At 74.5% G+C, this 20,058-nt stretch carries 16 protein-coding genes and 1 pseudogene; 8 read left to right on the plus strand and 9 right to left on the minus strand.

The genetic code is table 11. The annotated features are described in order from the left end of the window. Positions 1–21: 21 nt before the first annotated feature. Entirely contained in the window at positions 22–630 is a 609-nt protein-coding gene (locus O7618_RS27470; protein ID WP_278109036.1) for a hypothetical protein, read from the minus strand. 334 nt (positions 631–964) lie between these two features. Between O7618_RS27470 and O7618_RS27475 the strand changes: the two genes are divergently transcribed. The 7 genes from O7618_RS27475 (at position 965) to O7618_RS27505 (ending at position 8,667) form a co-directional block, all read left to right on the plus strand. Further along, positions 965–1,411, plus strand: coding sequence for a hypothetical protein (locus O7618_RS27475; RefSeq protein WP_278109037.1), 447 nt, complete (start codon positions 965–967; stop codon positions 1,409–1,411). Positions 1,412–1,473: 62 nt separating this feature from the next. Beyond that, positions 1,474–1,629, plus strand: coding sequence for a DUF4177 domain-containing protein (locus tag O7618_RS27480; protein ID WP_013289021.1), 156 nt, complete (start codon positions 1,474–1,476; stop codon positions 1,627–1,629). A 4-nt stretch (positions 1,630–1,633) separates the two neighbouring features. After that, positions 1,634–2,095, plus strand: coding sequence for a RidA family protein (locus O7618_RS27485; protein ID WP_278109038.1), 462 nt, complete (start codon positions 1,634–1,636; stop codon positions 2,093–2,095). 115 nt (positions 2,096–2,210) lie between these two features. After that, a complete protein-coding gene (locus O7618_RS27490) occupies positions 2,211–3,005 on the plus strand; it encodes an MBL fold metallo-hydrolase (protein WP_278109039.1) in 795 nt (264 codons plus the stop codon). Continuing rightward, the gene (locus tag O7618_RS27495; protein ID WP_278109040.1) at positions 3,002–6,580 is read left to right on the plus strand and encodes an adenylate/guanylate cyclase domain-containing protein; all 3,579 of its coding nucleotides are present in this window, start codon (positions 3,002–3,004) and stop codon (positions 6,578–6,580) included. The genes O7618_RS27490 and O7618_RS27495 overlap by 4 nt, the downstream gene beginning before the upstream one ends. 110 nt (positions 6,581–6,690) lie before the next feature. After that, positions 6,691–7,161 (plus strand): hypothetical protein, encoded by a 471-nt coding sequence (locus O7618_RS27500; RefSeq protein ID WP_278109041.1) that lies wholly within the window; start codon positions 6,691–6,693, stop codon positions 7,159–7,161. 30 nt (positions 7,162–7,191) lie between these two features. After that, complete coding sequence (locus O7618_RS27505; RefSeq protein ID WP_278109042.1) at positions 7,192–8,667, plus strand: serine/threonine-protein kinase; 1,476 nt, start codon at positions 7,192–7,194, stop codon at positions 8,665–8,667. Here the strand turns inward: O7618_RS27505 and O7618_RS27510 are convergent. Beyond that, on the minus strand, positions 8,654–8,980 hold the full coding sequence (locus tag O7618_RS27510) for a hypothetical protein (protein ID WP_278109043.1): 327 nt from the start codon (positions 8,978–8,980) through the stop codon (positions 8,654–8,656). The two genes, O7618_RS27505 and O7618_RS27510, sit on opposite strands and share 14 nt — an antisense overlap. Between O7618_RS27510 and O7618_RS27515 the strand changes: the two genes are divergently transcribed. Further along, a complete protein-coding gene (locus tag O7618_RS27515) occupies positions 8,949–10,775 on the plus strand; it encodes an alpha/beta fold hydrolase (protein WP_278109044.1) in 1,827 nt (608 codons plus the stop codon). The two genes, O7618_RS27510 and O7618_RS27515, sit on opposite strands and share 32 nt — an antisense overlap. On the opposite strand, the gene O7618_RS27520 is transcribed toward O7618_RS27515, so the two are convergent. From O7618_RS27520 to O7618_RS27550, 7 genes and pseudogenes are all read right to left on the minus strand, one after another. Beyond that, positions 10,769–11,932 (minus strand): acyl-CoA dehydrogenase, encoded by a 1,164-nt coding sequence (locus O7618_RS27520; protein WP_278109045.1) that lies wholly within the window; start codon positions 11,930–11,932, stop codon positions 10,769–10,771. The genes O7618_RS27515 and O7618_RS27520 overlap by 7 nt on opposite strands. Beyond that, the gene (locus O7618_RS27525) at positions 11,929–13,944 is read right to left on the minus strand and encodes a biotin carboxylase N-terminal domain-containing protein (protein WP_278109046.1); all 2,016 of its coding nucleotides are present in this window, start codon (positions 13,942–13,944) and stop codon (positions 11,929–11,931) included. Before O7618_RS27525 ends, O7618_RS27520 begins: the two co-directional genes overlap by 4 nt. A gap of 68 nt (positions 13,945–14,012) precedes the next feature. Further along, positions 14,013–15,617, minus strand: a complete 1,605-nt coding sequence (locus O7618_RS27530) for a carboxyl transferase domain-containing protein (protein ID WP_278109048.1) — start codon at positions 15,615–15,617, stop codon at positions 14,013–14,015. Next, the gene (locus tag O7618_RS27535; protein ID WP_278109050.1) at positions 15,614–16,753 is read right to left on the minus strand and encodes an acyl-CoA dehydrogenase family protein; all 1,140 of its coding nucleotides are present in this window, start codon (positions 16,751–16,753) and stop codon (positions 15,614–15,616) included. The genes O7618_RS27530 and O7618_RS27535 overlap by 4 nt, the downstream gene beginning before the upstream one ends. After that, positions 16,750–18,426, minus strand: a complete 1,677-nt coding sequence (locus O7618_RS27540) for an acyclic terpene utilization AtuA family protein (protein ID WP_278109052.1) — start codon at positions 18,424–18,426, stop codon at positions 16,750–16,752. The genes O7618_RS27535 and O7618_RS27540 overlap by 4 nt, the downstream gene beginning before the upstream one ends. Then, positions 18,423–19,259, minus strand: a complete 837-nt coding sequence (locus O7618_RS27545) for a TIGR03084 family metal-binding protein (protein ID WP_278109053.1) — start codon at positions 19,257–19,259, stop codon at positions 18,423–18,425. Before O7618_RS27545 ends, O7618_RS27540 begins: the two co-directional genes overlap by 4 nt. 139 nt (positions 19,260–19,398) lie before the next feature. Further along, positions 19,399–20,001 (minus strand): annotated as a pseudogene (locus O7618_RS27550) (TetR/AcrR family transcriptional regulator); the annotation flags it as partial. Positions 20,002–20,058 lie beyond the last annotated feature (57 nt).

A 20,058-nucleotide genomic window follows, 5' to 3' on the forward strand; every position in this document is an offset into this window, starting at 1 on the left:
GAGCCTAACCAGCCGCCGCGATCAGGCGACCTCGCAGACCCACCAACCCGTCTTCCGCACCACGGTGAAGCGCAGTTCCTGGTCGGCGACCTTCTCGTCGGCGGTGGTCATGGTGACCCGGGTGGAGACCGTGGCGCGGTCCCCGGTCTGGTTGTCGACCGTCGGGTTGGTCCAGCGGAACCGCGGGTTCTGGTACTGCCCGGCGTACTTCTGGACCTCGGCGACCTTGGCGGCGATCTTCTCCTCGTCGCGGGCCGCGGAGCAGACGAACGTGGCCGCCTTCTCGGCGTCCCGGTCCTGGTAGACGGCCTTGACGAAGCCGTCCACCGCCACCTGTGGCTCCTTCGCGCCCTGGCCGTCCTCGCCGTTGCGGAGGGCAAGGAAGGCGGCGGTGCCGCCGCCGCCGCAGAGCAGCACCGCCGCGGCCAGCACGATCGAGGCGATCAGCAGCGTCGGGCGCTTGCGCGGCGGCGCACCCGCGGGGTGCGGCGGGTGGCCGGGCGCGGGGCCCGGTGGGGTGCCGGTGGGCGGTGGCTGATGGGGCCCGGCCGGCGTGGCGCCGGTGGACGTGGGTGGTGGGAAGGGGTCGCCAGGCGTGCCGGTGGCGCCGCCGGCGGGTGGTTGGGTCATCGATCTCCCCCGGGTTGCGGCGCGCCCGTCGCCGCCCCAGGCGACGGGCACGGGGTCGAGGTGGTGGGCGTGCGACCGCGCGCGCCCAGTCCGAGAGGGTAGCGGTCGGCGGGCCGCTTGCCAGCCCCGCGTGGACGGCGTGCCGGACGTGAGAAAGCCATCGCGTTCCCGACCAGCCTTGTGTCGCATATGTGACTTAACGTAATCAATCATGCGCGTCCCGTTGTCGGGGCGGTCGCCGCGTCCTACGTTCGTCGCGACGCGGTGGCCGACTCGGGGGACTTCGGGCCGCCCGATGGTGCTTGTGAACAGGTATGACGCCCGGAGGCAGCGGATGCGCGACGCGGAGAACATTCCCCGAGCCCAGTTTCCCCTCGGCGACCGGGCGGCGCGGCCCGGCGACGCCGACGGCCCCGGCGCGGGCGCGTCGTTCAACGAGCGTTCCTACCGCCCCCCGGTCGAGGTGGTCCGTACGCTGGTCCGACCGGCCGGTCGCGGCCGGGACGAGGAGGAGCCCGGCTACGTCATCCACCTGCCGGTGCGGGTGCCCGACCTGGCGGCGGCCACCGCGCTCGCCAGCATCGTGGCCACCTCGCTGGGCTTCCTGGCCGAGTTGGACGCCGGGGAGACCACCGTCTCCACGGCCGACGACCAGAACAACCGGCACCGGGTCTTCTGCGACCTGCTGCTGGCCGACCGCAGCCGCTGCCCCCAACGCTACGAGCACCTGGGCCCCTGCGGCGAGCCGCCCGCCCCGGAGCAACGTCCCGCGACCGGCTGAGGTCGCCGGACCGTAGGCTGTGCCTGACCGAAGTCCAAGCCAGGCAAGGGAGCCTTCCTCCGATGCAGAAGTGGGAATACGCCACGGTTCCGCTGCTGGTCCACGCGACCAAGCAGATCCTCGACAACTGGGGCGAGGACGGCTGGGAGCTGGTCTCCGTGGTGCCCGGCCCGAACCCGGAGCAGCTCGTCGCGTACCTGAAGCGCCCGAAGGGCTGACGCCGTGAGCAACGGACCCCACGCGAAGCTCGCCGAACTCGGTCTCGACCTGCCCGAGGTGGTGCCGCCGGTGGCCAGCTACGTCCCGGCCGTCCAGTCCGGGCAGCACGTCTACGTCTCGGGTCAGCTCCCGATGGCCGAGGGCAAGCTGCTCGCCACCGGCAAGGTCGGCAACGGTGTCTCCGCCGAGCAGGCAAAGGATCTGGCGGAGCGGTGCGCGTTGAACGCGCTCGCCGCGATCGACGCGCTGGTCGGGCTGGAGAACGTGGTCAAGATCGTGAAACTGACCGGCTTCGTGGCGAGCGCGACCGGCTTCACCGGCCAGCCCGGCGTGATCAACGGCGCCTCCGACCTGCTCGGCGCCGTCTTCGGCGAGGCCGGCCGCCACGCCCGCAGCGCCGTGGGCGTGGCCGAACTCCCCCTCGACGCCCCCGTCGAGGTCGAGCTCATCGTCGAGGTCGCGTAACCCCTCCCCGCGATCTTGCAGGTTCCGCCCCGGCAGAAGCCCCGAACGAGGACAAACTCCGGGCCGGAAGTGCAAGATCGCGGGGGATGGCGGGTGGGGTCGTACGATCGCTGCCATGGGTGGGCGCGTGACCGGGGCCGCAGGAGCACTCGCGGAGGAGTTGCCGCGGTGGGTGTCGCTTCTTCGTGCGCCCAATCCGGGGCCGATGACGCTCGACGGGACCAACACCTGGGTGCTGCGGGCCGGCCCGGACGCGCCGGCCGTGGTGGTCGACCCGGGCCCGGCCGACGAGGGGCACCTGGCGGCGATCGCCGCGCACGGGCCGATCGGGCTGGTGCTGATCACGCACGGGCACCCGGACCACACCGAGGGCGCGCCCCGGCTCAGCGAACTGCTCGGCGGCACGCACGTGCTCGCCGCCGACCCGGCGCACACGATCGGCGGCGAGCCGCTGACCGCCGACACTCCGCTCGACGGAAGCATCGACATCCGGCTGCTCAAGACCCCCGGGCACACCGCCGACTCGGTCTGCTTCCTGGTCGAGCACGCCGGCGAGCGGGTGGTGCTGACCGGCGACACCATCCTCGGCCGGGGCACCACCGTGGTCGCCCACCCGGACGGGCACCTCGGGGACTACCTGTCGAGCCTGGAGCTGCTCTCGACGTACCGGGGGATCCCGGCGCTGCCCGGCCACGGCCCGGCGCTGGCCGACTGCGGCGCGGCGGCCGAGTTCTACCTGGCGCACCGGCGGGCCCGGCTCGACCAGGTGCGCGCCGCCGTGGCCGCCGGCGCGACCACCGCGCCCGAGGTGGTCGCCGTGGTCTACGCCGACGTCGACCGGTCGCTGTGGTGGGCCGCCGAGTGGTCGGTCCGCGCCCAGCTCGAACACCTCGGGGTGGAGCAGCCGTGACCTGCCCGGTGTGCGGGACCGTCGCCGTGCCCGGCGCGCGGTTCTGCCACAACTGCGGCGCGGCGCTGCCGGCCGCGGCCACGCTGCCGGCCGCCGAGCGCCGCGTGGTCACCGTGCTCTTCGGCGACCTCTCCGAGTTCACCTCCTGGTCGGAGGACCTGGACCCGGAGCGGGTCGGCGCGGTCACCGACCGGGTGCTCGCCGCCCTGGCCGGCGCGGTCAAGACGTTCGGCGGGCACGTCGACAAGCTCACCGGCGACGGGATCATGGCGGTCTTCGGCGCGCCGGTCGCGCACGAGGACGACGCCGAGCGGGCGGTCCGGGCGGCGCTGTCCATGCAGCGGGCCGTCCGCCGGGCGCTCGACGACGAGCGGGGCGGCGGCGCGCCGCTGGGCCTGCGGGTCGGGCTCAACACCGGGGACGTCATCGCCGGCATCCAGGCCGCGATCGAATACACGGTCATCGGCGACACGGTGAACACCGCAGCGCGGCTCGCCGACGCCGCCGCGGTCGGCGCGATCTACGCCGGCGCGCGGACCTCCACCGCGACCCGGCACGTCGCCTCCTGGCGGGCGCTGCGCCCGCTGCGGCTCAAGGGCAAGCGCGAGCCGGTCGAGGCGTACGAGCTGCTGGGCCTGCTGGACGCGCCGGGCACCCGGTCCGGTCTCGGCGACGAGGCGCCCTACGTGGGCCGGGAGACCGAGATCGGCCGGATGGCCGGCCGGCTCGCCGAGGTGATCGACCGGGGTGAGCCCCGGGTGCTGCTGATGACCGCCGAGGCGGGCATCGGCAAGTCCCGGTTCGCCGCCGAGGTGGAGCGGCTCGCCGCCGGCTACGACGTCGGCGCCGGCCGGTACGCGGCGCACACCGGCGCCCGGGTGCTCTCGGTCCGCTGCGCCGCGTTCGGCGAGCGGCGCCGGCTGGCGCCCCTGGCCGACCTGGTCCGCGCCGCGGTCGGCCTGCCCACCGACGCGGCGACCGCGGTCACCCGGGCCGCCGTCGAGGAGCGGCTGCGCCGCCTCGGCCAGCGCCTCGCCCGGCTCCCCGGCGACCCGCCGCCGATCGCCGTGGACCAGCTTCTGGCCCTGCTCGGGTACGCCGAGCTGCCCCCCGCCGCCGACAGTGTCGAGTGGAACGCCGCGGGCGCCCCGCCGGACGCCGAGGCGGTGCCGAACGCGGTCGCCGAACTGCTCAGCGCGCTGGCCGGCGAGGCGCCGCTGGTGATCGTGGTGGACGACCTGCACGACGCGACCGCCGAGACGGTCAAGGCGCTCGCGCTGACCCTCAACCGGCTCGCCGGGCCGGTGCTGGTGCTGCTGCTCGGCCGCCCCGAACTGGTGCGGACCGCTGGTGCGCTGACCCGGCTCGCCGACGCCGAGGTGCACGCGCTGCCACCGTTGCGCGGCGCCGACGCGGCGCGGCTGCTCACCAGCTATCTGGCCGGGGGCCGGCTGCCCCAGGCCGACGCCGACCGGCTGCTCGCCACCGCCCAGGGCAACCCGTTCTACCTGGCCGAACTGGTCACGCTGCTGATGGAGCGCGGCGCGCTGACCGCCGGCGCGGGCCGAGGTGCGGACGTGTCCTGGCGCCTGGCCCCCGGCTCGCTCGGCAGCCGGCTGCTCTCCCGGGACCTGGCGGCCGTCCTGGCGGCCCGCATCGACGCGCTGCCGCCGGACGCCCGCTCGGTGCTGCGCGACGCCGCGGTGGTCGGCGACACGGTGGCCACCGGCACGTTGGAGGCGCTGCGCGAGCAGCGGGTCGGGTGGGACGGGCGGCCCGCCGCGGTGGCCGCGGTCGAGCTGGACCGGGCCGTCGAGGAACTGCTGCAACGCCGGATGCTGCACCGCACGCGCACCGGGTTCGCCTTCGCGACCCCGCTGATGCGGGAGGCCGCCTACGCCGGGGTGAGCAAGGCCGAGCTGGCCGAGCGGCACGCCGCGCTGGCCCGCTGGGCGGCGCCGGATAGCGCGGCCGAGGCGGGCAACCCGCCGGGCGGGTTCACCGAGCCGGCCCGGGACGACTTCGTCGCCGAGCACGTCGAGCGGGCCACCGCGTTGGCCGACGCGGTGAAGCTCCGCCCGGACGCGCCGGCCCGGGCGGTCGCCGGCCTGGGCGTGGCCGCGCTGGGCCGGGCCGCCCGCCGGTCGTTGCGGCTCGGCGAGCCGGCGCTCGCCGTCGAGTACGCCGAACGCGCGGCCGAACTGGCGCGTGGCGCGGTGCCCCCGGCCGACCGGGTGGTGCACGCCCGGGCGCTGCTGCAGATCGGCCGCCCGGCCGACGCGCTCGCCTCGGCCGAGAAGATCGCCGCGAACGCCGGCGAACCGTCCATCCGGGCCGCCGCGCTGCTGCTCGCCGGACAGGCCCAGCAGACCCTGGGCGACGCCGAGCGGGCCGAACGCAGCTATCAGGAGGCGTTGCAGGTGGCCACCGACGCCGACCTGCCGACCGTGCGCGGTTCGGCGATGCGCCGGCTCGGCATGGCCGACTTCATCGCCGGCCGGCTCGGGCAGGCGAGCAGCCGGCTGGCCGCCTCCTACCAGGTAAGCCTCTCGGCACGCGACCCGCGTGGGCAGGCCTGGTCGTTGCAGAACCTGGCCTGGGTGACCACCACCCGGGGCGACTTCGCCGGCACCGACGCGGTGCTCGGGCGGGCCGCCCGGCTCTTCGCCGAGCTGAAGGACCCCTACGGGCGAGCCTGGCTGCGCGGCACCACCGCGTTCGCCCGGCTGCTCGCCGGCCGGCTGCGGGAGGCGGGCCGGCTGGCCCGGGTGTTCCTGCCGTTCGGTGAGCGGGTCGGCGAGGCGTGGGCGGTGGGCACGCTGCGGGCGGTCGAGGCGTACGCCACCGCCGAGCTGGGCGACCTGGCCGAGGCGGATCGGGCGGCGCGGCGCGCGTACCGGGACTTCGCCGAGGTGGGGGACGACTGGGGGCAGGGCTTCGCGCTCGTGGTGCGCGGCGTGGTGGCGCGCGGCCTGGGCGAGCCGGAGCACGCGGCCGACCTGTTCTGCGACGCGCTCGAGTACGCCGACCGCACCACCCATCCGCTGCTCACCGGGATGGCCGGCACGCTGCGCGGCTTCGTCGCCCTGGACATGGGCGACTGCGAAACCGCCGAGCGGGAGGCGCGCGCGGTGCTGACCAGCGTTGAGCCGCACAACCCGCAGGCGCCGGCCCAGGTCGCGCCGCGGGTGCTGCTGGCCATGGCCCGGGTGGCGGCCGGTGACCCGGGCACCGCGGTGGGACTGCTCGCGCCGGTCGCCACCGGCGCGGCGAACGCGCCCTCGCTGCTGTTCTCCCGGCGCCAGACGATGGCCCGGTACGCCGGCGCGCTGCTCGCGTACGGCCAGCGGGAGCAGGCGCTGGACTGGGCGCAGCGGGCGATCTGCGCCCCGGCCGAGGACGTCCGCAGCCAGGTGGTGGCCCGGCTGGTGCTGGCCGAGGCGCTGGACGCCTGCGGCCGTCCGGCGGAGGCGCTGGCCAGCGCCGAGGAGGCGGTGCGCCTGGCGTACGCCACCGAGCAGCGCAGCGAGCGGGCTGCCGCCGACGCGTTGCGGGCCCGCCTCGCCGCGGGCTGAGCGGTTCCGGTTCTGCCGGTTCCGGGGATGTGTTCGGCGGTGCGGCCGGTTAGCGTGGGGCGGCGGCGCGCGTGGGCGATCGCCGCCGCGGGCGTGCATGGGGAGGGACGATGAGGCTGCCGCGCTCCGGCGCCGGCTGGACGATCGCGGTCTTCGGGCTGCTGGCGCTGCTGCTCGGCGCGCTGGGTCTGATCTGGCCGGAGACGCAGCTGCGCTTGCTCGGCTTCGAGGTGCCGGCCGAGCGCGCTCCCGGTGACTACACCGGCACGTTCCTCACCGCCTCCTCGATGGCCTCGTTCAACATGGGCGTCTACTACCTGCTCGCGGTCGCCACCGAGTGGCGTCCGTTCTACCGCTTCACGGTCTGGTTTCGGCTGGTCACGTTCACCGTGTTCACCATCGCGGTGCTCTCCGACGTGGCGCCGGGGCGGTTCTTCGGGGTGGCCGCGTGGGAAGGGCTGGGGGCGCTGGCGACCGCCGCCGGGCTGTGGTGGGACGCGCGCCGAGTGACCGCCGATCCGTCCGGTCCGACCGGGCCGGATGCGTCAGTGCCGACGCCGGCCCCCGACGCGGCGCGCTGACCGACCGGGACCGTTGGGTATTTTCGAGCCGTGACCGAGACCCCGCCCGGCGCCCTGCGGCTGCCCATCGTGCCCGGTCTGACCGATCTGGAAGTTTTCGCCCGGGGTGGTTACGCCACCGTCTACCGGGCGACCCAGATCTCGGTGGGGCGAGAGGTGGCTGTCAAGGTCGAGAACCGGACGCTGGACAGCGAGCGCGACCAGGCCCGGTTCCTGCGCGAGGCCCGGGCCGCCGGCCGGATGTCGTCGCACCCGCACGTGGTCGACCTCTTCGACGTCGGGGTCACCGTCGACCAGCACCCCTACCTGATCATGGAGCTCTGCGACGGCTCGTACGCGGAACGGATGCGCACCTCGCCGCTGGGCCCGCTGGAGACCCGCGACCTGGGTGTGAAGATCGCCGACGCGTTGGCCCACTCGCACGCGGCCGGCGTGCTGCACCGCGACGTCAAGCCGGCCAACATCCTGCACTCCGAGTTCAACTCGGCGGTGCTCGCCGACTTCGGCCTGGCGGTGCTGGCCGAGGTGCGCGATGCCTCGGTCACGATGGAGGTCCTCACCCCGGCGTACGCGCCGCCGGAGATGTTCAGCCACAGCCCACCCAGCCCGGCCGTCGACGTCTACGCGCTCTGCGCCACGCTCTACGCGGTGATGCACGGCCGCCCGCCGCGTTGGCAGTCCGAGCGCAACCCGAGCCTGGTCACCGTGCTGGAGATGTTCCAGCAGCCGATCCCCGGCCTGCCCGGGGTGCCCGAGGAACTGGTCGACGTGCTGCGCCTGGGCATGTCCAACGATCCGGGTGCACGCCCCTCCGCCGTCGAGCTGCGCGGCATGCTCGCCGCGCTCCCGCTCGACCCGGGCGCCCCGACGCCCCCGTTCGTCGGCACCTGCGGCCCGTACTGCCGGCCCGACGGGCCGAGCCCGCGGCAGCCCGTCAAGGACGAGCACCCGACCGTGCCCGCCCGGAGCCGGCGCTGGCCGAGGCGCTGGTTCCTCGGCGGAGCCGGGGTGCTCGCACTTGCCGCCTCCGCCGGTGGCGGCGCCTGGCTCGCCGGGGGGTCGACCTCCGGGGTGTCGCCGACCGTGCTGGCGACCGGTGCGGCCGGGGCGACGCCGCTGCCCGGCTGCGCCTCCGCCGACGTCCGGCTCCCGGCCGGCGCGCGCTGCGGCTCCGAGTTGGAGTGCTACGGCCCGGTGCGGTTGCGCCGTGACCGGGCCGAGGCGAGTCGGGTGCCGTGCGACGGGCAGCACACCTGGGAGACCTACGCCGCGGGCGACCTGCCGGCCGCGCTCGCCGGGGCGGCGTACGACGCGGTCACCGCCGACCCGGCCGTCCGAAAGATCTGCAACACCGGCACCCTCCGCCTGGTCAGCGGTGCCGCGTCGGCGAGCGGATGGAACCTGGAGGTGCTGCCGCCGGACGCGACCGGGTCCGACCGCACCTACCGCTGCCTGGCCGGGCAGGGCGTGAACGCGCTCGCCCGCCCCACCCTCACCGGTCGCTGAGCCCGTTCCCGGCGCGCTGCTGCTGTCGCACCGAGCGCGGGTCGAGCGTCTCCAGCGTGTCGGCGTCGACCGGGTGACCGCCGGGGGTACGCAGGTTCCGCACCGCGCGCGGGTCGATCGCCTCGAGCGTGTCGGCGTCCACGCCGTATCCCGGGTCGGGGACCGGCCAGCCCTGGGGTCGGGAGGTGTCGGCGCCGCCGCCGGACTGCCGGGCGGCGGTGATCGTCACGCCGGCGACCATGCCGAGCACGACGCAGACCAGGGCCAGGACCACCGACAGGATGCCGGACGGCCGCCAGAGGGCCAGCGTCACCAGCGCGGCCAGCGTCGCCACGGATGCGACGAGGGCCTTCGTCCGCGCAGTCGACCTCGGGAACGAACTCACCCGACAAGCATGGCCCAGCGCGTCCACCTGTCAACCGCCGGCTCGGGACGGCTTCCCGTCACTGGCGCGCTCCACATCGGAGCGCGGAAGCGGCACGGACATCGCGCTCGCCGCGCCCTACTTCCTCGGCGACGACCTGCTCGACCGCTTCGACATCGTCGGCGTCGACCCGCGCGGGGTCGCGGCCAGCGACAACATCAGGTGCTTCCCATCCGTGGAGGAACAGACCCGGGCGTACGCCGGGCTGAACGTCGCGTTCCCGTGGACGAAGGCCGAGGAGAAGGCGTACGTCGCCTCCTCCAAGGTGGTCGGCAAGGCATGCTCGACCACCGGCGAGCCGCTCACCGGCGCGGCGTCCACCGCGGAGGTGGCCCGCGACATGGACGTGCTGCGCCGTGCGGTCGGCGACAAGAAACTCAGCTACCTGGGCTTCAGCTACGGCACCGCGCTGGGCCAGCACTACGCCAACATGTTCCCGGACCGGTTCCGCGCGCTCGTCGTCGACGGCGTGCTCAACCCGAACGCCTGGGTCGGCCAGGGCAAGGCCCGCAACCAGCTCCAGGAGACCCGACTGCGCAGCGCCGACGGCGCCTACCGGGCGCTGCACGAGATCCTGGTCCGGTGCGGCAAGGTCGGTCCCGCGAAGTGCGAGTTGGCGGCCAAGGGCAACCCGGTCGCCGCCTACGAGACGGTGGCGAAGCGGCTGCGCAAGAAGCCGGTGGTGATCGACGACCCGGACTACGGCTCGTACACCGTCAGCTACGCCGACTTCGTCGGCGCCACGCTCGGCGCGCTCTACGACCCGTACGGCTGGTCGTCCGTCGTGGAGATCACCGTCCAGTTGCTGGCCGCCACCGACCCGGCCGCCGGGAAGGCCGCCACCGCGGCGGCCCGCAAGGCACTCGCCGCCGTTTGCTTCCAAGATCTGCCCGGCGCCCGGCGCCCGGCGCCCGGCGCCCGGAGTCGGCAAGGGGCCTGGTCAGCGCGTGCTTCGGGGCAGGTCGACCAGGTCTGCCGCCTCGGCCAACTCGTCGCCGAGGAAAGTGCCCGCACTGGCCACCGCCGCCGTCCACAGCAACTCCGCCGGGGTGCCGGAGGTCAACCAGCGCGCCAACTCCCGCCCGGACCGCTCGTCCGGCGCCGACCACCGCACGACCTCCGCCAGGTGACGGGTGGGCGCCTCGCCCGGCAGCTCGGCGAAGTCCGCCAGGTAGGGGCCGGTGTTCAGCTCCAGCGCGGCCACCGCGTCCAGCACCTCCTCCGCCGGACATGTCGACGGCCACGACGACAACGTCCACCGCCACCAGGCGCGGAGGAAGTCCTCGACCGCGTCCCGCTCGGCCGGTGTCCAGCCCGCCCACTGCGCGCCGATCCGGCGGGTGCCGTTCGACGGCCACCACCAGTCGGTCAGCTCGCCGGCGGCGTAGGCGGTCAGCAGTCGAGGCACCAGGTGTGGCAGTTCGCTCCCGTCGCCCCAGGTGCCCGGGTTGCCGAGGTAGCTTCCGAGCTGGTCCGGGGTCAGCGCGCGCAGCGGCGTACGTCGAAACCGGTCGACCTCCGCCGGGTCCACGCAGTGCTCGCACGCCGCCATGTCGGGCGGCATCGGGTGACGGGCGAAGACGGCGTACAGCCGCTCGCCCTGCCCGCTCCACCTCACCCGTCCACACCGCGCCAGTGTGACACCCACGGCGTTCCACTCGGCGCCGAGAACGGCGGTCAGTAGGACTTGTCCTGGCCCAGGACGTGCTGGGCTACGAAGTTGAGGATCATCTCGCGGCTGACCGGGGCGATCCGGCCGGCCCGTACCGCGCCGAGCAGCGTCGCCACCCCGTACTCGGTGGTCATGCCGGCCCCGCCGAGCGCCTGGACGGCGGTGTCCACGGCGAGCGCGGCGGCCTCGCCGGCCGCGTACTTGGCCATGTTGCCGGAGACGCCGGCCTCCAGGTCGCGGCCGGCGTCGTAGAGCGTGGCCGCCTTGTGGATCATCAGCCGGGCCAGTTCCACCTGCACTGCCGCGTGCGCGAGCGGGTGCGCCACGCCCTGGTGCGAGCCGATCGACCGGCCGCCCCACACCTTGCGGGTGGCGGTGTAGTCGGACGCCTTCTCGATCGCGTACCGGCCGGTGCCGGCGCCCATCGCGGCCACCGTGATCCGCTCCGGGTTGAGGCCGGCGAACAGCGCCGGCAGGCCGGCGTCCAGCGACTCGCCGACCAGCGCGTCGGCGGGCAGCCGGACGTCGTCCAGGAAGAGCAGGAACTGGTTCTCCGGAGAGAGGATCTCCATGTCCAGTTTGGACTTCTCCAGCCCGGGCGCGTCGGTCGGCACGATGAACAGCGCCGGCTTGAGCTTTCCGGTCGAGGAGTCCTCGGTCCTGGCCACCACCAGCACGTGATCGGCCTCGTCGACGCCGGAGATGTAGACCTTGCGGCCGGTGAGCAGCCAGTCGTCGCCGTCGCGGCGGGCCACCGTGCCGAGCCGGTGGAAGTTCGAGCCGGCGTCCGGTTCGGTGATCGCGAAGACGATCTTCTGGGAGCCGTCGGCGAGGCCGGGCAGGTGCCGCTTGCGCTGCGCCTCGGTGCCGTGCTTGGTGATCACCGTGGCGGCGATGGCGGGGGAGACGACGAGCAGCAGCAGTGGGCAGCCCGCCGCGGCCAGCTCCTCGCAGACCAGCGCCAGTTCGGTGATGCCGCCGCCCCCGCCGCCGTACTCGGTGGGGATGTTGACGCCGAGGTAGCCGAGCCGGCCGGCCTCGTGCCACAGCTCGGTGGTGTGCTCACCGGCCTTGGCCTTGCGGACGAAGTAGTCGTGGCCGTACCTGCGGCCCAGCGCCCGCACGGCGTCGCGGAGCTGGTCCTGTTCCTCGGTCAGGTCGAAGTTCACTGCGGGTCCTCCTCGGGGTCGACCACGGCCAGTACCGCGCCCGTCTCCACCTGGCCGCCGGGTGGCACCGGCAGCTCCGCCACCACGCCGTCGGCCGGGGCGAGCACGGGGTGTTCGAGCTTCATCGCTTCCAGCGTCAGCAGCAGGTCACCGGCGGCGACCCGCTGGCCGACCTCGACGTGCACCCGGGTCACCGCGCCGGGCAGCGGTGCGAGCAGCGAGCCGGCCGCCAGTGCCGCGGTGGGCCGGGGCAGCCGGGGCAGCTCGGTGAGGCTCGCCGCCCCGTCCGGGCCGTCCACGAAGACCGACGACCCAACCCGGTGTACGCGGAAGGCGTGCCGCACCCCGTCGACGTCGAGCACCACCCGCTCCGGCGTGGCGCTCACCAGCTCCACCTGCGCCTGCGGCTCGGTGTTGAGAGGGGGCCCCTTCTCTACCGCAGGCGTTAACCGGGGGCCCCTGCTTTCCCACGCGGCGAGGGTGTTGGTGCGGGTGAGGCGGTAGCGGATCTCCAGCTCGCCGTCGGCGGTGCTGAAGCGGGTGACCTGCGGGACGGCCGGCACGTTGCGCCAGCCCGACGGCAGCCCAGCGAGCACCGGCGCGGCGGCCCGGCGCGCGGCGGCACCGGCCAGCGCGGCGGCGAGCGCGGCCAGCGGGAGCTGCTCGGGCGGCAGCAGCGGCGCGAAGACCTCGGGATGCCGGTCCAGGAATCCGGTGTCCACCTCGGCGGCGGCGAACTGCGCGCTGCGCAGCACCCGGACCAGCAGGTCCCGGTTGGTGGCCACGCCGTGCAGCTCGGCCCGGGCCAGCGCGCCGGCCAGGGCGCGGGCCGCCTCGGCCCGGGTCGGCGCCCAGGCGACCAGCTTGGCCAGCATCGAGTCGTAGTGCACGCTCACCGTCGAGCCGTCCACCACGCCCGAGTCCAGGCGCAGCCGGCGTGCCGGCCCGAACTCGGCGTCGACCCCGGGAATCGCGAACCGGTGCAGCGTGCCGGTGGCCGGGCGGAAGCCCTGGGCCGGTTCCTCGGCACAGAGCCGCACCTCGATCGCGTGGCCCTCGGCGGCGGGGGTCGCCGACAGCGGCAACGGCTCGCCCTCGGCCACCAGCAGTTGCAGCCGGACCAGATCCAGCCCGGTGGTCAGCTCGGTGACCGGGTGCTCCACCTGGAGGCGGGTGTTCATCTCCAGGAAGTGCACCTGACCGTCCGGCGCGAGCAGGAACTCCACAGTGCCCGCGCCCACGTAGTCGACCGCCCGCCCGGCCGCCACCGCCGCGGAGTGCAGCTTCTCGCGCACGTCGTCGGGGAGCACGCCCGGCGCCTCCTCGACGATTTTCTGGTGCCGGCGCTGGATCGAGCAGTCGCGTACCCCGAGCGCCACGATCGTGCCGTGGGTGTCGCCGAAGATCTGCACCTCGACGTGCCGGCCGCGTTCGACGTACCGCTCGATGAAGACGGTGCCGTCGCCGAACGCCGCCGCCGCCTCGCGGCGCGCGCCCGCGACGGCCTCGGCCAGCCCGGCGGCGTCGCGGACGATCCGCATGCCCCGCCCGCCGCCGCCCGCGCTGGCCTTCACCAGCACCGGGAACGCGGTGACCTGGTCCGGGTCGGTCCAGGTGGGCAGCATCGGCACGCCCGCGTCGGCGAGCAGCGCCTTGGCGGCCATCTTGTCGCCCATCGCGGCGATCGCCTTGGCGGGCGGTCCCACCCAGGTCAGGCCGGCGTCGGTCACCGCGGCCGCGAACTCGGCGTTCTCGGCGAGGAAGCCGTAGCCGGGGTGGACGGCGTCCGCGCCGGACCGGCGGGCCGCGTCCAGGATCGCCTCGATGCGCAGGTACGTCTCGGCGGGCGTGTTCCCGGGCAGCCGGACCGCCTGGTCGGCCTCGGTCACGAACGGCGCGTCGGCGTCCGCGTCGGAGTGCACGGCCACGGTTCCGACGCCGAGCGCCCGGCAGGTGGCGAGGACCCGGCGGGCGATCTCCCCCCGGTTCGCCACCAGAAGCTTCGTGATCATTCGCGCTGAGCCTGCCTTTCGTTCGCGACTGCGGGACTCCGCTTCGCTGCGTTCCTCGCGCTCACAGGTCACATCCGGAAGACGCCGAAACCGTCGGCGCCCTTCACCGGTCCGTTGTGGATCGCCGACAGGCAGAGCCCGAGGACGGTACGGGTGTCGCGGGGATCGATCACCCCGTCGTCGTAGAGCCGGCCGGAGAGGAAGAGCGCCCCGGACTGCGACTCGATCTGCTGCTCGACCATCATCCGCATGGCGGTGTCGGTGTCCTCGTCGTAGTCGCGGCCCCGGGCCGCGGCGGCCTGCCGGGCCACGATCGACAACACGCCGGCGAGCTGCGCCGGCCCCATCACCGCCGACTTCGCGTTCGGCCAGGTGAACAGGAACCTCGGCTCGTACGCCCGGCCGCACATGCCGTAGTTGCCGGCGCCGTAGGACGCGCCCAGGTTGACCGTCAGGTGCGGCACCCGGGAGTTCGACACCGCGTTGATCATCAGCGCGCCGTGCTTGATGATGCCGCGCTGCTCGTACTCGGTGCCGACCATGTAGCCGGTGGTGTTCTGGAGGAAGACCAGCGGCGTGTCGGACGCGTTGGCGAGCTGGATGAACTGCGCCGCCTTCTGCGCCTCCTCGCTGAACAGCACGCCCCGGGCGTTCGCCAGCACCCCCACCGGCCAGCCGTGCAGCTCGCCCCAGCCGGTCACCAGCGCGGTGCCGTAGCCGGGCTTGAACTCGTCGAACACGCTGCCGTCCAGCACCCGGGCGAGGACCTCGCGCGGGTCGAACGGCACCTTCAGATCGGCGCTGGCGATGCCGAGCAGCTCCTCCGGGTCGTGCCGGGGTGGCAGCGGGGACAAGGTGCGCGGCGGCGGGCCGCCCTTGCGCCAGTTGAGCCGGCGGACGCACTGCCGGGCCAGCCGGATCCCGTCCCGCTCGTCCTCGGCGAGGAAGTCGGCCAGGCCGGACGTGCCGGCGTGCATCTTCGCGCCGCCCAACGACTCGTCGTCGGTGACCTCGCCGGTGGCCATCTTCACCAGCGGCGGCCCGGCCAGGTACACCTGCGAACGGTCCCGGATCATGATGGTGAAGTCGGACATGCCCGGCACGTACGCGCCGCCGGCGGTGGCGTTGCCGAAGACCACGCTGACCGTGGGGATCCGCGCCGCGGAGAGCCGGGTCAGGTCGCGGAACACCCGCCCGCCGGGAATGAAGATCTCCGCCTGGGTGGGCAGGTCCGCGCCGGCCGACTCGACCAGGTTCACCATCGGCAGCCGGTTGGCCGCCGCGATCTCGCCCGCCCGGCGGGTCTTTGCCAGCGACCACGGGTTGATCGCGCCGCCGCGTACCGTCGGGTCGTTCGCCACGATCAGGCACTCCACGCCCTCGACCACGCCGATGCCGGTCACGGTGCTGGCGCCGACCGGGAAGTCCGTGCCGTACGCGGCCACCGGCGACAGTTCCAGGAACGGGCTGTCCGGGTCGAGCAGCAGCTCGATCCGCTCCCGGGGAAGCAGCTTGCCGCGCTCGTGGTGCCGGGTCACGTACTTCTCCCCGCCCCCGGCCCGAGCCTGGTCGAGCGCCGACTCCAGCTCGGCGAGGCGCTCCAGCAGCGCGTCGCGGTTGGCGGTGAAGGCCGGCGCGGACGGGTCGATAGTGCTCTGGAGAACGCTGCTCATAGGCCCATGCCCTTCGCGATGATCTCGTTCATGATCTCGGTGGTGCCGCCGCCGATGCCGAGGATGCGGGCGTCCCGGTAGTGCCGCTCCACCTCGGCGTCGCGCAGGTAGCCGAAGCCGCCGTGCAGTTGCAGCGCGACGTCGACCACCTGGTCGCAGGCGGCCACCGCCGCGTTCTTCGCCATCGCCACCTCGGTCACCACCGGTTCCCCCGCGGCCACCCGCTCGGCCACCTCGTGCACGTACGCGCGGGCCGCCTCGGCGCGGGTGTGCATCTCGGCCAGCCGGTGCCGGACGAGTTGCCGGCTCGCCAGCGGACGGCCGAACGTGGACCGGTCCCGGCACCACCGCACGGTCAGGTCCACGCAGCGCTGCGCGGTCGCGTACGCCTGGGTGGCGAGCGACAGCCGCTCGGCGGCGAACTGCTGCATGATGGCGAGGAAACCGGTGTCCTCCGGGCCGACCCGGTTCGCCACCGGCACCCGGACGTCGGCGAACGACAGCTCGGCGGTGTCCGAGCAGTGCCAGCCCAGCTTCTCCAGCCGCCGGCCCACGGTGAACCCGGGCGCGCCCTTGTCGATCACCAGCAGGCTCAGCGAGCCGGACCCGGGAAAGTCGGTGCAGACCGCGGTGGTCACGAAGTCGGCCCGGACGCCGCTGGTGATGTAGGTCTTCGACCCGTTCACCACGTAGCGGTCGCCGTCGCGTACCGCGCAGGTGCGGATGCCGGCCACGTCCGAACCGCCGTCCGGCTCGGTGATCGCCAACGCGCCGATCATGGTCCCGGCCAGGGTGGGCCGGACGTACCTGTCGACGAGCGCCTCGTCCTGTGCCGCCACGATGTGCGGCAGCGCGATCCCGTGCGTGAACAACGCAGCGACCAGCCCGGACGAGCCGCCCGAGCGGATGATCTCCTCGGTGACCACGATCGAGTCGAGCAGGTCGCCGCCGCTGCCGCCGACCGACTCACCGAAGCCGATTCCGAGCAGCCCGATCTTCGCGGCGGTCCCGTGCAGTGACCGGGGTACCTCGCCGGCCCGCTCCCAGTCCGCCAGGTGCGGCAGGACCTCCCGGGTGACGAAGGCCCGGGTCAGCTCACGCAGTTGGCGACGCTCCGGCGTGTCCACGATGGTCATGCCGGCACCTCCGCCGGCAGGTCGACCACCCGGGCCCGGAGCAGCTCACCGAGCGCCTTGGCCTGCGGGTCGAACCGGGTGGACGCGGCCACACCCTGCCCCAGCAGCCCGCGGATCACGAAGTTGACCGCGCGCAGGTTCGGCAGCTCGTACCGCTCGACGGTCAGCTTCGCGGTCTCCGGCAGCAACTCGGCCAACCGCTCCACGGTGAGCCAGCCGCGCAGCCAGGCCCAGGTGGCGTCGGTGCGGGCCCAGACGCCGAGGTTGGCGTCACCCCCCTTGTCGCCGGACCGCGCGCCTACCACCTCACCCAGCGCCCCCCGCCGGGTGGGATGTAAGGAGGGGCCCCCTGTTAACGCCTGGTGCATAACAGGGGGCCCCTGCAAACCACCACTGGCGGGCGGCGGCGGGATCGGCACGCGCTCGCCGGAGGGGAGCACCGCCACGTGCTCCACCGCGTCCTGCGCGACGGCGTCGGCGGTGAACACCCCGTACGGGGTCGCGTCACCGGGCAGCGTGGTCAACGTGCAACCCGGGTAGGAGGCGAGCGCCAGCTCCACCGCGGCCGCCGAGAACGCCCGCCCGGCCCGTGCCTTGTCACCGTCGCGCAGGTGTACGTGCAGCAGCGCGCTCGCCGCCTCGGTGTCGGTGGCGTCCGGGTGATCGGTGCGGGCCAGCGTGAACTCCAGCCCGTCCGGGCCGACCGCCTCCTCCACCTGACCGCGGACCAGGGCCGCCTTGGCCGGGATGTCCAGCCCGCACAGCACGAACGTCATCGAGTTGCGGAAGCCGCCCAGGTTGTTGACGCCCACCTTGAGCGTGTCCGGGGGCGGTGTGCCGCGCGCCCCGGAGACCCGGACCCGGTCCGGGCCCGCCTGCTCCAGCCGTACCGTGTCCAGCCGGGTCACCACGTCCGGGCCGAGGTAGTCCGGCCCGCCCACCTCGTACAGGAGCTGGGCGGTGACCGTCTCGACGGTGACCGCGCCGCCGGTGCCCGGGTGCTTGGTCAGCACCGACGACCCGTCCCTGTGCAGCTCGGCGATGGGGAAGCCGGGTCGGTGGCCGCCGTCCGGCAACTCGGTGAAGAAGCTGAAGTTGCCGCCGGTGACCTGCGCCCCGCACTCGATCAGGTGCCCGGCCACGGTCGCCCCGGCCAACGCGTCCAGGTCGTCGCGGGTCCAGCCGAAGCGGGCGATCGCCGGCCCGACCGCCAGCGACGCGTCGGTGACCCGCCCGGTGACCACCACGTCTGCGCCGGCGTCGAGGCAGGCCGCGATCCCGAACGCGCCCAGGTACGCGTTCGCGGTCAGCGCGTCCGGTCGCCGGAGCGCGTCGCCCGCCACGTACCCGACGCGCACGTCGAGGCCGAGCCGCGCGGCGAGCGACCGGACCGCGTCGGCCAGGCCGGCCGGGTTGAGGCCGCCGGCGTTGGTGACCAGCGTGACCCCGCGCTCCAGCGCGGTGCCGAGCACGCCCTCCAGTTGCCGCAGGAACGTCCTGGCATAGCCGAGCGACGCGTCCCGCATCCGGTCGCGGCCGAGGATGAGCATGGTCAGCTCGGCCAGGTAGTCGCCGGTCAGCACGTCCAGCTCGCCGCCGTCGAGCATCTCCCGCCAGGCCGCGAAACGGTCGCCGTAGAAGCCGGACGCGTTGCCCACCCGCAGCACGCTCATGCCCGATCCCCGTTCGTGCCCCGGTGACCCGCATGCGCGCGATGGTCACCCACGCCCGCCGGCTCGCGCTTGTCGCCGGGTGGGCCGGCGAACGCCTGGGCCACGTCCAGCCACTCGTCGGCGACCGGTCCGGTGGCGACCATGGCCAGGTCGGCGCGGTGCCGGCGCTGGGTGACCAGCAGGCAGAAGTCGAGCGCCGGCCCGGTCACCCGGTCGGCCGCGTCCGCCGGCCCGAACGCCCAGACCTCGCCGCCGGCGGGCGCGGTCAGCTCGACCCGGACCGGGTCCGTGGGCACCGCGCGGCCGTGCGCGGCGAAACCGTGCCCGAGGGTACGGAAGCCGAGGTGGGCGACGTGTCGAAGGCGGGCGGTCGGGGTGCGGGTGATGCCGAGCGCGTCGGCGACGTCCTCGCCGTGTGCCCAGGTTTCCATGATCCGGGCGGTGGTCATCGAGGCCGGCGACATCCGCGTCCCGTACCAGGGCAGTTTCTCGCCGGCCGGGGTGGCGGCGAGGGCCGCCGTGAGCGTGGACCGGCCGTCGCGCCAGCGGGCCAGCAACGCGGGCGGTGGGGCGAGGAAGGACTCCGTCCCGTCCTCGACCAGGCGGGACGGGTCCGGCGCGGCGGTGACCGAGGCGAAGAACGCCGACTCGTCGGTGGCGGCCAGGTGCGCCACGTGGTCGGTCCAGGCCAGGTGCGCGATCTGGTGCGAGACGGTCCAGCCCGGTGCGGGTGTCGGGCGTTCCCATCCGTCCGCCGGCAGCTCCGCGACGAGCGCGTCGAGCTGCTCGGACTCGGCGGCCAGGTCCGCGAGCAGGGCGGTCAGGTCGACCATGGTGCCTCCGGGCGAATTGTGCCGGTCAGGGGCTTCGGGTCAGGGCCGCGCCGTCGGCGGACGGGCCGGCGGTGGGCGGGCCGACGTCGGCCGGCCCCGGTTCGGCCGAGCGGGCGCCGAGCGGGCCGGCGGTGGCGTCGGGCGTGAGCAGGCTGGCGAGCTGGCGTTTCCAGGTGCGCAGCAGGGCGGTGCGGCGGGTCGAGTCGTCACTGAGCAGGTTGGCGACGCCCAGCCCGCGCAGCAGGTCGAGGGTGGCCTGCACCGCCTCGCGGACGCCGGGGCGGCGCTCGTCGACGCCGAGCAGCTCGACGGTGAGCCGGTGCATCTCCCGGCCCACCGTGGCTTCCAGCGGCACGAGGGCGTCGCGCAGTTCGGCGTCGGTGCGGGCGGCGACCCAGAGTTCGAGGGCGGCGACGAAGAGCGGCCCGGTGAAGGCCGCGCCGAGCAGGTCGATCACCCGGTCCAGCCGGCGCGGGCCGGCGGGCAACGCGTCGGCCTCGGTGCGCAGCTCCACCGCCCGGCGTTCGGCCAGGTGGGCGACGGCGGCGGTGACCAGGGCGGCCTTGGTGGGGTAGTGGTGCAACTGCGCGCCCCGGGAGACTCCGGCCCGGGCGGCCACCACGGTGGTCGTCGTGCCGGACCAGCCGTGCTCCACCAGGCATTCGACGGTCGCCTCCAGCAGCCGGGCCTGGGTGGCGCGGCTGCGCTCCTGCTGCGGGACGCGGGTCGGTGCGGGGGGCACGGGGACAGCGTCCCGCCCCCGAAACAAACAGTCAAGACTGACTTTTTCTGCGGCCGA

This window comes from Micromonospora sp. WMMD980 (assembly GCF_029626035.1).
Taxonomy (GTDB): domain Bacteria; phylum Actinomycetota; class Actinomycetes; order Mycobacteriales; family Micromonosporaceae; genus Micromonospora.

Coding starts and splice junctions, on each gene's coding strand:
- O7618_RS27475 (WP_278109037.1), top strand. CDS start 965: ATGCGCGACGCGGAGAACATTCCCCGAGCCCAGTTTCCCCTCGGCGAC.
- O7618_RS27490 (WP_278109039.1), top strand. CDS start 2,211: ATGGGTGGGCGCGTGACCGGGGCCGCAGGAGCACTCGCGGAGGAGTTG.
- O7618_RS27500 (WP_278109041.1), top strand. CDS start 6,691: ATGAGGCTGCCGCGCTCCGGCGCCGGCTGGACGATCGCGGTCTTCGGG.
- O7618_RS27470 (WP_278109036.1), bottom strand. CDS start 630: ATGACCCAACCACCCGCCGGCGGCGCCACCGGCACGCCTGGCGACCCC.
- O7618_RS27480 (WP_013289021.1), top strand. CDS start 1,474: ATGCAGAAGTGGGAATACGCCACGGTTCCGCTGCTGGTCCACGCGACC.
- O7618_RS27515 (WP_278109044.1), top strand. CDS start 8,949: ATGCCGGACGGCCGCCAGAGGGCCAGCGTCACCAGCGCGGCCAGCGTC.
- O7618_RS27535 (WP_278109050.1), bottom strand. CDS start 16,753: ATGACCATCGTGGACACGCCGGAGCGTCGCCAACTGCGTGAGCTGACC.
- O7618_RS27540 (WP_278109052.1), bottom strand. CDS start 18,426: ATGAGCGTGCTGCGGGTGGGCAACGCGTCCGGCTTCTACGGCGACCGT.
- O7618_RS27545 (WP_278109053.1), bottom strand. CDS start 19,259: ATGGTCGACCTGACCGCCCTGCTCGCGGACCTGGCCGCCGAGTCCGAG.
- O7618_RS27525 (WP_278109046.1), bottom strand. CDS start 13,944: ATGATCACGAAGCTTCTGGTGGCGAACCGGGGGGAGATCGCCCGCCGG.
- O7618_RS27530 (WP_278109048.1), bottom strand. CDS start 15,617: ATGAGCAGCGTTCTCCAGAGCACTATCGACCCGTCCGCGCCGGCCTTC.